A 13221-nucleotide genomic window follows, 5' to 3' on the forward strand; every position below is an offset into this window, starting at 1 on the left:
TCATCGTTTTCGTGTGTGACGCACGTGATATGACTCAAGTGTACTACTGGTGGCCGGTGTTGCATTCGTCAGGGCGGTTTTCATGTGCCGGCGCCTGAGCGCACCATCGCCTCGGCCTGTTTGAGCGCGTAAAAAAGACTTGAGGGGTCGGCATGCCCGGTGCCGGCAATATCAAAGGCGGTGCCGTGATCGACGCTGGTGCGCACAAACGGCAGCCCCACCGTGATGTTGACGCCGTTCTCTACCCCTAAATACTTCACCGGAATCAGGCCCTGGTCGTGATACTGCGCCACCACCGCGTCAAAGTGGCCGCGGCGGGCGTTCATGAAGACCGTATCGCCCGGCCAGGGGCCGGAAGCGTCGATGCCTTCTTCGCGGGCACGAGCGATGGCCGGGGCGATGATGGCCTCATCCTCACCGCCGAACAGCCCCCCTTCGCCGGCGTGCGGATTGAGCCCAGCCACCGCAATGCGGGGGTGCTCGATGCCGTAGGCGTGACAGGCGCGCGCGGCCAGGCGGATGGCGCGCAGTTCGCGCTCGGGAGTGACAGCGTCGATCGCCTGACGCAGCGACAGGTGAATCGAGACCAGCATCACACGCAGCTCGTCGTTGGCCAGCATCATGCCGAAATCATCGGTGCCGGCGCGGTCGGCGAGAATCTCGGTGTGGCCGGGATACTGGATGCCGGCCGCGGCCATGGCGGCCTTGTTGAGCGGCGCGGTGACGATGGCGCTGATCGCGCCGTCGAGGGCGAAGTCGATGGCGCGACTGACGTATGCATAGGCGGCGGCACCGGCCCGGGCATCCACTTGTCCATAGGGCAGATCGGTCGGCAGCGGCTCGCCGGCCGGCAGAACGGCCAGCCGGCCCGGGGTGACGTCATGGCCCTCAAGCTCATTCGGATGTTCGATGGGAAACAGCGTCAGGGCGAGCCCCAGGTGGTCGGCCATGTCGCGCAGGCGCTGGGTATCGCCAACGACCAGCAGTGGTGTCTCGCCCGGGCGCGGCGTGCAGGCCAGACGAACGATGATTTCCGGGCCGATGCCGGCCGGGTCGCCCATGGTGATGGCAATGGGTGCGCGGGTAGGTGCGGACATGACAGGCCCCTTCGGCAGGTAAGCGCCCTGAGCACGAGGCCATGGGCGACGGTAATTGTCGGTGCCATAATAGCGCTCTGTCCTGTAGTGCGTCAGGCCTGCCTGCGATGCCTGCATGCTGTTTTGGCTTTACCTCCTTGCTCCAGTTTCCTGCTCCACCCTTGGCGGCGATTTTGATGACTGACGTGCTGACGCATGATGTTGCTTCCCTTGAAACCCTCTCGGCGTCGCTGGTCGATCGGCTTGCACGCGCCGGCTATCTGCTGGCGACGGCCGGCGAGGTTGCCCCGATTTTCCGTGACTGGTGCGTCGGGCGCGCTCACCGCACGCCGGATTGCGCCGAACTTGCCCGCTACTGGAACGATCTGGCCCCGGATCGCTTCATGGGTGATGGCGGGCGCTACCGGCGCCGGCGTCACGCGGTGTTCAGCGCGGTCGCCGGGGCGCGTTCGCTGGTGCGAAAGCCGCATCAGGCGCACTTTCAGACCACGAATTTCAATCAGCTCAACGGCGGCATCGAGCGTCACTTCGAGCCGGTAGACGAGGGCGCGCTGGCGACAAACGCCTTCGACTTCCTCTGCGAACTCCTGCTGGGCGTGTTCGGCCGCTGTGCGCCCGAGGCCGACTGGCACGTCGAGATGCATCAGTTTCGTATCGAGGTGGGCGGGGATATCGCCACCGGCCTGCCCACTCCGGAGGGGCTGCACCGCGACGGCGTGGATTTCGTGGCGATGGTGATGATGGGGCGTGACAACGTGCGCGAGGGCATCTCGCACATTCACGATCTGGACCGTCGCGAGCTGGCGGCCTTTACCTTGGCCGAGCCACTGGACATGGCGCTGGTCGATGACACCCGCGTGCTGCATGGCGTGACGCCGATCGTGGCTGATGATGCCACCCGTCCCGGCCAGCGCGACCTGCTGGTGCTGACCTTCAAGCGCCGCGAATCGGCGCCGGATCAGTCGCCCGGCGGCGCCTCCGGGGTGTGACGTTCGAGCGAGGCCCTGAGCTGCTGGCGGCGATGGCCCGGCGGCTTCTGGTGGCCGGCGAGCCAGTAGTAGGCGATCGGCACCACGCCCAGCGTCAACAGCGTGGCGCTGGCGCAGCCGGCCAGCAGCGTGATGCCCAGCCCGAAGCGGCTGGCCGCCCCGGCGCCGGTGGCCATGACCAGCGGCAGGGCGCCGGCCATGGTAGACAGCGAGGTCATCAGAATCGGGCGCAGTCGCGTCTGTGCGGCCTGCAAAATGGCCTCGCGCAGCGCCACGCCCTCATCGCGCAGCTGGTTGGCAAACTCCACGATCAAAATACCGTTTTTGGCCGAGAGGCCAATCAGCATCAAAAGCCCGATCTGGGCGTAAAGGTTGAGACTCTCGCCCAAAAGCCACAGCGCCATGCCGGCGCCCAGCATCCCCAGCGGTACGGTCAGCATCACCACCAGCGGACTGATGAAGTTCTCGAACTGCGCGGCCAGCACCAGCCAGGTCACCGCAATTGCCACGGTAAAGACCAGCAGCAGATCGCGCCCGGCCTCGAGAAAGTCCTGGGTGGCGCCCTTGTAGTCGATGCGGGCGCGCTCCGGCAGGGTCTGCGCGACCGTGTCGTTCATGTGATCAAGCACCTGCGACAGGCTGTAGCCGTCGGCGACGTTGGCCGAGAAGGTGACGGCGCGAATCCGGTTGTAGCGGTTGAGCGTCGGCGAGACCGCGATCTCCTCCAGATGGACAAGGTTGGCCAGACTCACCAGCGTGCCGCTGTCGGTACGTACCCGAATCTCTTCGAGCGCCTCGGGCGTCAGACGCTGCTCGCGCAGGCCCTGCAGAATCACGTCATAGGACTGGCCGTCGCGCTCGAAGGTGGTCAGGCTGCGCTCGCCGAAAAAGGACTCCAGCGTACGGCCCACCGTCTCGGCACTGACGCCGAGCTGGGCGGCACGTTCGCGGTCCAGCCGCACCTGCAGCTGCGGCGTGGTCTCGATCAGGTCGCTGTCGAGCGCCTCAAGGCCCGGATAGTCCTGCCAGGCGGCCATCAGTTGATCGCGCCAGGCGCCCAGGGTGGCGTAGTCCGGCCCGCCGACCACGAACTGCACCGGCGTGGTATTGCCCGAACTCAGCCCGCGCGGCAGCATGGTGGTGGCGCTGAGCTCGGAGAAGCCCTCGAGCGCCTCGTTGATGCGCGCCGCCACCTCGCGGGTGCTCTCGTCACGATCCTGCCAGGGGGTGAAGCTGATGATCCAGCGGCCGTTGTTGACCGCACCTTCGCTGTTGCCGGGCGCGGGCAGACGCAGCGAGGCGTTATCGATCAACGCCTTGTCGCCCAGAATCGGCGCCAGATGTTGACCCATGGCCGTCATGCGTCGGTGCATCTCCTCGAAATTGACCCCTTCCTCGGCCTGTATGCCGATGCGCAGGGCACCGCGATCATCATAGGGCTCGTATTCGGTGGGCAGCGTCGTGATGACGGTGGCGGTGACGATCGCCATGGCCACGAAGCCGCCGCTGACCAGCACCGGGCGGTGCAGCATCCGGCCCAGATGGCGTTGGTAGCGCCGCGCCACACCTGCCATGAGCCGGCCCGCCGGCGAGCCCTGACGGCTCCGGGTCCCGGCGAGCAGCCACGAGGCCATCACCGGCGTCAGCGTCAGGGACACCAGCGTGGAGAAGGCGATGGTAGCGGCAATGGTGACGGCGAATTCGGTAAACAGCCGCCCGGTCTGGCCGCTCATCAGCGTGATGGGTAGAAACACGGCCATCAGCACCAGGCTGGTGGCAATGATGGCAAAGGCGACCTGGCGGGCACCGCGAAAGGCGGCGACCAGCGGGGCGTCGCCCTCTTCCAGATGGCGCTGGATGTTTTCGATCATGACGATGGCGTCATCCACCACCAGCCCGACCGACAGCACCAGCGCCAGCAGGGTCAGCATGTTGAGGCTGAAGCCCAGCCCCAACAGGATCATGCCGCAGGCCAGCAGCGAGATGGGGATGGCCGTGGCCGCCACCAGCGCGGCGCGCCAGGAGCCCAGAAAGAAGATGATCACGGCGACCACCATGGCGACCGCGATGGCCAGCGTGATCAGCACTTCCCTGAGCGCCGCCGAGATATAAAGGGTGTCATCAGAGACGATATCGATGCGCATGCCCTCGGGCAGCTCGTCTTGCAGGGTGTCGAGCGTTGCGCGCACGCCGCGGGCAATGGAGAGGGTGTTGGCCGTACTCTGGCGGCTGATGGCGATCGAGACGGTGGGCTCGCCGTCGATCTGAAAGCTCTCGCGGCGCGTCTCGGGGCCCAGCGAGACGGTGGCCACATCGCCCAGCGTCACGGTGCGCGTGCCCTCGCCGCGACGCAGCGGGAGGCGGCGAAAGGACTCGGGCGTCTCATAGCCCGGCAGCAGGCGCACGGTGAACTCGCGGGTGGTGGACTCGATTCGCCCGCCCGGATACTCCACGTTTTCGCTGGCCAGCGCGCCGGTGATGTCCTCAACGGTAATGTCATGCGCCGTCATGGCGTGGCGATCCAGATCCACCCGCATGGCCGGCAGCTGCGAGCCCCACAGCCGCACCCGCGAGACGCCGGCGATGGTCGAGAAGCGATCCAGCAGCTGACGGTCGGCATAGTCCGACAGCGCCATGGCGCTCATGCGATCGGTCTGGACCGACAGAATCATCAGGGTGTCGCTGCCGCCCTGATCCTTGCTGATCTCGGGCGCCTCGGCGCCCACCGGCAGGGCGTCGGCCACTCTTGAGACCTGGTCGCGCACGTCGTTGGCGGCGGTGTCCAGATCGATGTCGCTGGCAAAGGTCAGGGTGACTTCGGATTCGCCGTCATTGCTTTCCGATTCGACGCTGACCACCCCTTCGATGCCGGCGACGACGTTTTCGATCGTCTGGGTCACGCGCGACTCCACCACCGCCGCCGAGGCGCCGGGCCAGACGATCTCGACCGAGACCTCCGGCTCCTCGATGGAGGGGTACTCCCTAATGGGCAGCTCCAGAAACCCCAGTGTGCCAAACAGCACCAGCAGCGCCGAGAGCACCAGCGTGCCAACCGGTCGGGTGACGGCCAGATCGGTCAGGGTCATGGGGCGGTGGTCTCCGAAGGCATGACGCGATCATCGCCCCGGGCCTGCTCGGGCGGAAGCTGCTCGGACGGAGCCTGCTGGAAAAGCGCGCCGGTATCGCGCGCGGCATCCTCATCAAGGACGAGATCGCGATCCTCGCTGATATCGCGCAGGCCGCTGACGGCGACCGAGGCACCCGGGCGCAACGGACTGTCTTTGTTCGTCGCATGAACGGCCGCCCAGCCGGGAGCGCGCTCGACCACGCGGACAGCGACGCGATGGGCGCGGTAGCCGTCTTCTCTTTGGACCACCACGTACACCCACTGCCTGTCGCGCTCGCCCATGATGGCGGTTTCCGGCACGATCAGGCGGCGCTGTTCGGGGAGCTGGAGAGCGATGTCGAGCAGCATGCCCGGGCGCAGGGCCAGATCAGGATTATCAAACCGGGCGCGGACCATCACCGTGCGGGTGTCCCGGTCCAGGCGCGGATCAATGGTGGTGATCTCGCCGTGAAAGACGCGATCGGGCCAGGCCACCGAGCGCGCCGTGACCCTCATGCCTCTGTTGATACGGCGCAGTTCGCGCTCGGGCAACGAGAAATCGACTTGGACCCGGTCGATGCTGTCCAGCGTCACCAGCGGCGTGTCGGCGCTGATTTGCTCGCCGACGCTTAAATTGCTCAGCCCCATGACGCCGGTCACCGGGGCGGTGATGGTGCGGTCTTCCAGCGCAGCGGTGAGTCGGGCGAGTTCAATGCGGGCGCTCTCCAGCCGGTTGCGCTGTTCATCGGCCTGCTGGGTGGCGATCGAGCCCTGACGCACCAACGGCTGCAGGCGATCAAACTCGCGCTGTTCCTGCTCGACGATCACGCGCGCGGCGCGCAGGCCCTGCTGTTCGGCGCGATCATCGAGCTGGATCAGCAGATCGCCCTGCTGGACCCGGTCACCGCTGTCGAAGTTGAGCCCGGTGATGCGCTCGGTGACCAGTGAGGCGATCTCGATCGAGTCGGTGGCTTCAACATCGCCCACGGCGTTGAGGGTGGCGCTTAAATCCCGTTCGATCACGTCGGCGCGGCCGACGGCCACGGGCGGTGATGAGCCGGAGGCCTGCGGAGCCCGCTCAAGCGATAGCCACCACCAGAAGATCAGGGCCAGCGCCACACAGATCAGCGCGACCAGCCAGGTCAGCGGGCGACGGGCATCGTGGGACTCGGGCATGGACAGGTTTCCGCAGACGAAAGGCGTTCGGGGCAGCAGGTGGGCACCGCCTTCTGACAGCATACGAGGTTACGAGCGGGTCGCAACGTCCTTTGTTCAAGCGCGCTTAAGACAGAGCATGGAAAGGCAGGGCCCGGGAAGGAAAAAGCAGGCAACGATCACGCAGATGCACCAGGCTTGCATCGTGTTACACACTAGCGTGTGTTAATGCCGGAATCTGCACAAGGAGACAGATGCGATGTCCAGAATACTGGTGCTGTATTACTCGATGTATGGCCATATCGAAACCATGGCTGAAGCGGTGGCCGACGGCGCGCGCTCGATCTCGGGGGCCGAAGTCACCATCAAGCGGGTGCCTGAAACCATGGATGAGGAAGCCTTCAAGCAGGCCGGGGGCAAGGTGGATCAGTCGGCGCCGATCGCCGAGCCCGGCGAGCTTGCCGATTATGATGCGATCATCCTGGGCACGCCGACGCGCTACGGCAACATGGCCGGCCAGATGCGCACCTTTCTGGACCAGACCGGCGGGCTGTGGGCCAGTGGCAAGCTGCGCGGCAAGCTGGCCAGTGTCTTTACCTCCACCGGGACCGGCGGCGGCGAGGAGATGACCATTACCTCGAGCTGGACGACGCTGGCCCACCACGGGATGGTGATCGTGCCGATCGGTTACGGGATCGAGGAGCAGTTTGATATTACCGAGGTCAGCGGCGGCACGCCCTATGGCGCCTCGACGCTGGCCGGCGGGGACGGCTCGCGCCAGCCCAGCGAACGTGAGCTGAAAATTGCCCGCTTTCAGGGCGAGTACGTGGCGGGCTTTGCCAAAAAGCTGAGCGCGCAGGTGCTGTAACGCCGGCGCCCCGGCTGATGTAAAAGGCAGGGTGAAAAAGCGCAATCAAAAAAACGCCCGGCCAGATGGCCGGGCGTTTTGCATGGCATGAGGCGGGCCGTAATGCCCGCGCACTCAGCGTCTTACTTGTTGAGTTTGGTCATGCGCAGATAGGGCTTTTTCTCGTCCCAGCCCTGCGGGAAGAGTTTGGCCGCTTCCTCGTTGCTCAGCGACGGCACGATGATGACGTCATCGCCCTGGCGCCAGTTCACCGGCGTCGCGACCTTTTCGTTGTCGGTCAGCTGCAGGCTGTCGAGCACGCGCAGAATTTCCTGGAAGTTGCGCCCGGCGCTGGCCGGATAGGTCAGGGTCAGACGGACCTTCTTTTTGGGGTCGATGACGAAGACCGAGCGGACCGTCAGGGTGTCATTGGCATTGGGGTGAATCATGCCGTACTTCTCGCTGACACTGCGATCGGCGTCGGCCAGCAGCGGGAAGTTGAGCCCGCAGCCCTGGGTCTCTTCGATATCACCCTTCCAGGCGTGGTGGTCGTCCAGCGGATCGACGGACAGGCCGATGGCCTTGGTGTTGCGCTTGTCGAACTCGGATTTCAGACGCGCCACTTCACCCAGTTCGGTGGTGCACACCGGCGTGAAGTCCTTGGGGTGAGAAAAGAGAATCGCCCAGCTATCGCCCAGCCACTCGTGGAAATTGATTGTCCCTTCAGTGCTTTCCTGAGAGAAATCCGGTGCAGTATCGCCAAGTTGCAGCGCCATTTGTCACTCCTTTTGGCCATCAATAAAAGCGGGTGTCGGTAGCGGGGGCCATGATCAGGGGCCGATCCGCCAATGAATCATTGTCAGATAATGACGACTTCGGGCCGCAAAACCAAACAACGAGTTGTCCTAACCTGGTTCCATCCGAGTATAAAAACCCAGCGCTAAAGCATCAATCGCTATAACGGATAAAGGCCCGATCCTTGTCGGGGACCAGTACCGTCTCGCCCTTGCGCAGCCCTTCGTGCTCTTCAGCACGCTTTTCATCTTCAACGCTGATGCCCAGCACCTCGGCAATCGAAGTGTCGTTGCCGTCCCGGTCCAGCACCTTCATGCGCACATTGGCCTCCATGTAGCGGGCCGTGATGATGTCGCCCTTTTTGGGCTTCTTGTGCAGGAACTGGGTCAGCTCGTCGTGATCGGCGACGTGATCGACGCCTTCCTGATCCCATGTCACGGCGCGTGCGTTGCTCATGTTCTGTCTCCTTTTCCAATCAGGAAAGTCTAGCAGTTTGCGCCTGTCTCGCTGTATGCATTCGCCTTCAGAATCCTGCTGCCTCGTCGATAGTTTATAAGGGAAGACGAATATTTTGGCATGAGAGGGCTTATGGGATGGCGGCGGTGGGGCACGGCAGTGGGCGTACTGGTATCGCTGGCCATGCCGGTGATGACACAGGCCGGGGAGTGCCCGACGCCTGATGAGATCGAGGGCCGTATCGAACCGCTGGCCGCGCAGCTCAAACGCTGGGACGAGGCCTACTATCAGCGCGGCGAGCGGCTGGTGGATGACGGCGTGCATGACCAGGCGCAGGCCCGACTGTCGCACTGGCGCCGCTGCCTGGGTCAGCCAGAGTCTGACGTTGCCCTCAGCGGCGGCGAACAGCGTCATGTTATCGCCCAGACCGGGCTGAACAAGCTGGCGGATCAGGCGGCGATCAGACACTGGCTGGAGACATTACCGGCGGGGCCACTGTGGGTTCAGCCCAAGGTGGATGGCGTGGCACTGACGCTGGTGTACGACGAGGGTCGGCTGGTGGCCGCGACCAGCCGCGGCAACGGTCTGACCGGGCAGGACTGGCTGGCGCGTGTGTCCGGCATCGATGCCATTCCCGCCCGGTTGACCGGGGAGGTGCCCGCCCGGGTGGTGGTTCAGGGCGAGCTCTATTTCAAAAGGCCCGAGCACGTACAGCAGCGTGACGGCAGTGCGGGTGCGCGCTCCAGCGTGGCCGGGCTGATGCAGCGCCATGACCTGAGCCTGGAAGCGCGCGAGCAGATCGGATTCTTTGCCTGGGCGCTGCCCGATGGCCCCGAGACGCTGACCGAGCGCAACCGACAGCTGGCCGACTGGGGCTTCATGGACCCGCAGGGCTGGAGCCAACCGGTCAGCACCATTGAGGACGTAGCGCGCTGGCGCCAGTACTGGTATCGCCACGAGCTGCCCTTTGCCAGCGATGGCGTGGTGATCAAGCGCGATGCCCAGCCGCCGGGCCACACCTGGCGTAATACGCCGCCCGCGGACAGCGTGGCGTGGAAGTACCCCGCCGCCGCCACACTTGCCCAGGTGCGTGACGTTGATTTTCGCATCGGTCGAACCGGTCGCATCACGCCGGTGCTTGAGCTTTCCCCCGTCACCCTTGATGACCGCACGGTTCGTCGCGTCAGCGCCGGCTCACTGACACGCTGGCAGGAAGCGGATATCCGCCCCGGGGATCAGGTCATGATCTCGCTGGCCGGACTGACCATTCCGCGCCTGGATAAGGTCGTGATCCGCAACGACGAGCGTGTGGCGCTGGACGTCCCGGACCCCGAGGTCTTCAACGCCCTGAGCTGTCTTGAGCTGACAGCCGGGTGTCGCTCGCAGTTTCTGGCACGCCTGACGCATCTGGGCAGCCGTCAGGGGCTGAACATGCGCGGTATCGGCGAGGGCACCTGGAAACGATTAATTGACGCCGAAATGGTGACCTCCTTGCTCGATTGGCGCGATCTGGATGGCGCTACATTGCGCTCGTTGAACGGGGTGGGTGAGGTTCGGGCCACGCGGTGGCTCGCGGCATTTGACAGGGCGAGCCGACAACCGCTGCAACAATGGCTGGTTGCGCTGGAGCCGGCCCATGCCCGCTTCTATGGCTCTCAACCTAAAGTCGTCTTTCGGTCAGCCGATAGTTTGAATCACATTGTATTCATGCGCTCGCTGGCAAACGCCGGCTGGCAGCAGATCCCGGGCCTGAGCAGTACGGATGCTGCCACACTGGCGGGCTTCTGGCAGAACGAGACGGTGCGGGTGCTGCTGGATGAATGGGCAGCAGGTGCAGCCCATTCGGCGCCGGTAGTTGTTGCCGATGAGTGAAGAGGATGAGATTTTCCATCATCCGGGTTGTTGAGAAGTCCTAATTTGATAGTTCTTTTCAATAGCCATGATACTAATTACTCAGTGCACATTGCGTTACCTTCTGATACATTAAGCATTACAGGGTTACTGGTTCAACGGCTTACCCGGTTAACCCCCTGCCACGCAGGGATACCGATCAGGCAGGGAATCAGCAGCTTGTTGGAGCACAGCGCCCCAGAGCAGGCGACCACCATCAGGACATGGCTGTGCAGAGTGGCTTCCATTTAAAAAGCGCGTCGCGATAACGCCGCGTTGAGAGGAGATAGGACCATGGCACTGTTAATCATTGGCGGTCTGGGTTACGCCCTGCTGGTCATGTTCATGCTGGGTGCGATGATGCTTTCCGGGCGCGCATCGGATCGCGAAACGCGTCGGCTGCAGCCGGTACAGGCCAACACTTCAAAGCCTGTTGCCCGCAGCAACCCTCAGCCGTCCAACGGCTTCTCGGCCATTCCCGGCCGTAACGCTGCCTGATCTTTAGAAGATCGGTGTAGATGACAAAAGGCCGCTGCCCGCAAGGGCAGCGGCCTTTGTGTATCCGCCGTTTGTCGGATCAGGAGGCAGGGCGACGCTATCCATCTGACCGGGGTTATCTTCAGGACATGAAAAAACGGCCTGCATTGCTGCAGGCCGTTTTTTTATCTACCGATACCGTTTCAAGCGTGCTTACTTCTTGTTGCGCTTGCGGTCGGTTTCCTTGAGGTGCTTCTTGCGGATGCGGATGAAGCCGGGCGTGACCTCCACCAGCTCATCGCTGTCCAGAAACTCGATGGCCTGTTCCAGCGTGAACCGGATCGGCGGCGTCAGCACGATATTTTCATCGTTGCCGGAGGCGCGCATGTTATCGAGCTTCTTGCCCTTGGTCGGGTTGACCACCATGTCGTCGGAACGGTTGTTGATGCCGATCAGCATGCCTTCATAGACCTCGGTGCCGTGATCGATGATCAGCTTGCCACGATCCTGCAGGGCGTAGAGCGCGTAGGCCAGCGCCTTGCCATCGACCATCGAGACCAGTACGCCGTTACGACGCTCGACGCCGGCGCCTTCCTTCAGCGGACCGTAGTGGTCAAAGCGGCTGGTCAGGATGCCGGTACCGGAGGTCAGGGTCAGAAACTGCGAGCGGAAACCGATCAGACCGCGCGAGGGAATCATGAAGTCCAGACGCACACGACCCTTGCCATCCGGGTTCATGTTGGTCAGCTCGCCCTTGCGATAGCCCAGCTCTTCCATGACAGAGCCCTGATGCTGCTCTTCACAGTCGATGATGACCTCTTCGTAAGGCTCCTGCTTCATGCCATCAATCTCGCGAATGATGACCTCGGGGCGGCCCACGGCCAGCTCATAGCCTTCACGACGCATGGATTCGATCAGCACCGACAGGTGCAGCTCGCCACGACCGGAGACCTTGAACTTCTCGGCCGATTCACCCTGCTCGACACGCAGGGCCACGTTGTGGATCAGCTCCTGATCCAGGCGGTCCTTGATGTTACGGCTGGTGACGTACTTGCCGTCACGGCCGGCAAACGGCGAGTCGTTGACCTGAAAGGTCATCGAGACGGTCGGCTCATCCACGGTCAGCGCCGGCAGCGCTTCGACGTTGGACGGGTCACAGATCGTATCGGAGATGGCCAGATCGTCGATGCCGGTGATGCAGACGATGTCGCCGGCACTGACTTCGTCGGCCTGGACACGCTCAAGACCCAGGTGGGTCATGACCTGACCGATCTTGCCCTTGCGGGTCACACCCTGACGGGAAATGATGCTGACCTGCTGATTGGGACGCACGCGACCGCGCTTGACGCGGCCCAGGCCGATGACGCCCACGTAGCTGTTGTAGTCCAGTGCCGAAATCTGCATCTGGAAGGGGCCGTCAAGTTCCACGGTCGGCTGCTCGACGATGTCAACGATCGCCTGGAACATCGGGTCCATGTTCTCGGACAGGTCTTCCGGGTCCATGCCGGCGATGCCGTTGAGCGCCGAGCAGTAGATGATCGGGAAGTCGAGCTGTTCGTCGGTGGCGCCCAGGTTGTCGAACAGATCGAAGATCTGGTCGATGACCCAGTCCGGGCGCGCGCCCGGACGGTCAATCTTGTTGACCACCACGATCGGCTTGAGGCCCTGGGCAAACGCCTTCTGGGTCACAAAACGCGTCTGCGGCATCGGGCCGTCAACGGCATCAACCAGCAGCAGGACGGAATCCACCATCGACATGACGCGCTCGACCTCACCACCAAAGTCGGCGTGCCCGGGGGTGTCGACGATGTTGATGTGGTAGTCATGCCAGGTAATGGCCGTGTTCTTGGCCAGGATGGTGATACCGCGTTCCTTCTCCTGGTCGTTGGAATCCATGATGCGTTCCTGGTTTTCCGCCTTGCGGTCCAGGGTGCCGGATTGCGCCAGCAGCTTGTCGACCAGCGTGGTCTTGCCATGGTCAACGTGGGCAATAATGGCAATATTTCTCAGCTTCTCGATATTGCCGGAAGTAAGCGTATCGGACATAACGCGTTTTCACCTTTGTGTACACGCGCCTGTTCTAGGGTAGGAACATGACCGTACGTTGTGATCAACGGCCATGTCAGCAGCGTGCAATAAATTTGGCCCCGCATTGTATAGGCTAAGTCGTCGGTCGAATAGCTGGAATCGTGGCGCAGGCGCTGTGAAGTGCAATGAAACAAGCCCCTTGTGACAGCATGACGACAGATCGCTACCTGGTAGTGCGCCTTTTTGGTGCAAAAAGAGCGCTTATTGATCCGTGATGGTGCAGCACGATGCCCCTGCAGCGCTGCTTACGACCCGGTGCCGCCGTATGAAAGAGGGGGATAACACCTGTCTGTGTCCTTAAGATGCTGTATCGACAGCGTT

General features: G+C 63.3%; 11 protein-coding genes. 4 read left to right on the top strand and 7 right to left on the bottom strand.

Features of this window, described 5'->3' with window-relative positions:
- Window positions 1-80 precede the first annotated feature (80 nt).
- On the bottom strand, window positions 81-1097 hold the full coding sequence (gene pdxA / locus C8D72_RS10335; RefSeq protein WP_115854314.1) for a 4-hydroxythreonine-4-phosphate dehydrogenase PdxA: 1017 nt from the start codon (window positions 1095-1097) through the stop codon (window positions 81-83).
- A gap of 176 nt (window positions 1098-1273) precedes the next feature.
- On the opposite strand from pdxA, the gene C8D72_RS10340 reads away from it, so the two are divergent.
- A complete protein-coding gene (locus C8D72_RS10340; RefSeq protein ID WP_115854315.1) occupies window positions 1274-2086 on the top strand; it encodes a 2OG-Fe dioxygenase family protein in 813 nt (270 codons plus the stop codon).
- Here C8D72_RS10340 and C8D72_RS10345 read toward each other — a convergent pair.
- Window positions 2056-5172 carry an efflux RND transporter permease subunit gene (locus tag C8D72_RS10345; protein ID WP_115854316.1) on the bottom strand — a complete coding sequence of 1039 codons (3117 nt, stop codon included), beginning with the start codon at window positions 5170-5172 and terminating at the stop codon, window positions 2056-2058. The two genes, C8D72_RS10340 and C8D72_RS10345, sit on opposite strands and share 31 nt — an antisense overlap.
- A complete protein-coding gene (locus C8D72_RS10350; RefSeq protein ID WP_170140566.1) occupies window positions 5169-6368 on the bottom strand; it encodes an efflux RND transporter periplasmic adaptor subunit in 1200 nt (399 codons plus the stop codon). The genes C8D72_RS10345 and C8D72_RS10350 overlap by 4 nt, the downstream gene beginning before the upstream one ends.
- A gap of 238 nt (window positions 6369-6606) precedes the next feature.
- Between C8D72_RS10350 and wrbA the strand changes: the two genes are divergently transcribed.
- Entirely contained in the window at window positions 6607-7215 is a 609-nt protein-coding gene (gene wrbA, locus C8D72_RS10355) for an NAD(P)H:quinone oxidoreductase (protein WP_115854318.1), read from the top strand.
- Window positions 7216-7337: 122 nt separating this feature from the next.
- Here wrbA and C8D72_RS10360 read toward each other — a convergent pair whose 3' ends face one another.
- Both C8D72_RS10360 and C8D72_RS10365 read right to left on the bottom strand, forming a co-directional pair.
- Window positions 7338-7970: a peroxiredoxin gene (locus C8D72_RS10360; RefSeq protein WP_115854319.1), complete on the bottom strand. Its 633-nt coding sequence runs from the start codon at window positions 7968-7970 to the stop codon at window positions 7338-7340.
- Between the two features lie 172 nt (window positions 7971-8142).
- Window positions 8143-8445, bottom strand: coding sequence for a hypothetical protein (locus C8D72_RS10365; RefSeq protein WP_115854320.1), 303 nt, complete (start codon window positions 8443-8445; stop codon window positions 8143-8145).
- A 132-nt stretch (window positions 8446-8577) separates the two neighbouring features.
- On the opposite strand from C8D72_RS10365, the gene ligB reads away from it, so the two are divergent.
- Complete coding sequence (gene ligB, locus C8D72_RS10370) at window positions 8578-10317, top strand: NAD-dependent DNA ligase LigB (RefSeq protein WP_170140567.1); 1740 nt, start codon at window positions 8578-8580, stop codon at window positions 10315-10317.
- Window positions 10318-10451: 134 nt separating this feature from the next.
- Here ligB and C8D72_RS17760 read toward each other — a convergent pair whose 3' ends face one another.
- The gene (locus C8D72_RS17760) at window positions 10452-10583 is read right to left on the bottom strand and encodes a hypothetical protein (protein WP_281271618.1); all 132 of its coding nucleotides are present in this window, start codon (window positions 10581-10583) and stop codon (window positions 10452-10454) included.
- Between the two features lie 46 nt (window positions 10584-10629).
- On the opposite strand from C8D72_RS17760, the gene C8D72_RS10375 reads away from it, so the two are divergent.
- Entirely contained in the window at window positions 10630-10833 is a 204-nt protein-coding gene (locus tag C8D72_RS10375; RefSeq protein ID WP_115854322.1) for a hypothetical protein, read from the top strand.
- Between the two features lie 192 nt (window positions 10834-11025).
- Here C8D72_RS10375 and typA read toward each other — a convergent pair whose 3' ends face one another.
- Window positions 11026-12858 (bottom strand): translational GTPase TypA, encoded by a 1833-nt coding sequence (gene typA, locus C8D72_RS10380; RefSeq protein ID WP_115854323.1) that lies wholly within the window; start codon window positions 12856-12858, stop codon window positions 11026-11028.
- Window positions 12859-13221: the final 363 nt, after the last annotated feature.

Source organism: Kushneria indalinina DSM 14324, from assembly GCF_003385845.1.
In the GTDB taxonomy this organism is placed as follows: Bacteria; Pseudomonadota; Gammaproteobacteria; order Pseudomonadales; family Halomonadaceae; genus Kushneria; species Kushneria indalinina.

Excerpts from the sequence above, each read along its gene's own strand:
- pdxA (WP_115854314.1), bottom strand. The coding sequence starts at position 1,097 with ATGTCCGCACCTACCCGCGCACCCATTGCCATCACCATGGGCGACCCG.
- C8D72_RS10340 (WP_115854315.1), top strand. The coding sequence starts at position 1,274 with ATGACTGACGTGCTGACGCATGATGTTGCTTCCCTTGAAACCCTCTCG.
- C8D72_RS10345 (WP_115854316.1), bottom strand. The coding sequence starts at position 5,172 with ATGACCCTGACCGATCTGGCCGTCACCCGACCGGTTGGCACGCTGGTG.
- C8D72_RS10350 (WP_170140566.1), bottom strand. The coding sequence starts at position 6,368 with ATGCCCGAGTCCCACGATGCCCGTCGCCCGCTGACCTGGCTGGTCGCG.
- wrbA (WP_115854318.1), top strand. The coding sequence starts at position 6,607 with ATGTCCAGAATACTGGTGCTGTATTACTCGATGTATGGCCATATCGAA.
- C8D72_RS10360 (WP_115854319.1), bottom strand. The coding sequence starts at position 7,970 with ATGGCGCTGCAACTTGGCGATACTGCACCGGATTTCTCTCAGGAAAGC.
- C8D72_RS10365 (WP_115854320.1), bottom strand. The coding sequence starts at position 8,445 with ATGAGCAACGCACGCGCCGTGACATGGGATCAGGAAGGCGTCGATCAC.
- ligB (WP_170140567.1), top strand. The coding sequence starts at position 8,578 with ATGGGATGGCGGCGGTGGGGCACGGCAGTGGGCGTACTGGTATCGCTG.
- C8D72_RS17760 (WP_281271618.1), bottom strand. The coding sequence starts at position 10,583 with ATGGAAGCCACTCTGCACAGCCATGTCCTGATGGTGGTCGCCTGCTCT.
- C8D72_RS10375 (WP_115854322.1), top strand. The coding sequence starts at position 10,630 with ATGGCACTGTTAATCATTGGCGGTCTGGGTTACGCCCTGCTGGTCATG.
- typA (WP_115854323.1), bottom strand. The coding sequence starts at position 12,858 with ATGTCCGATACGCTTACTTCCGGCAATATCGAGAAGCTGAGAAATATT.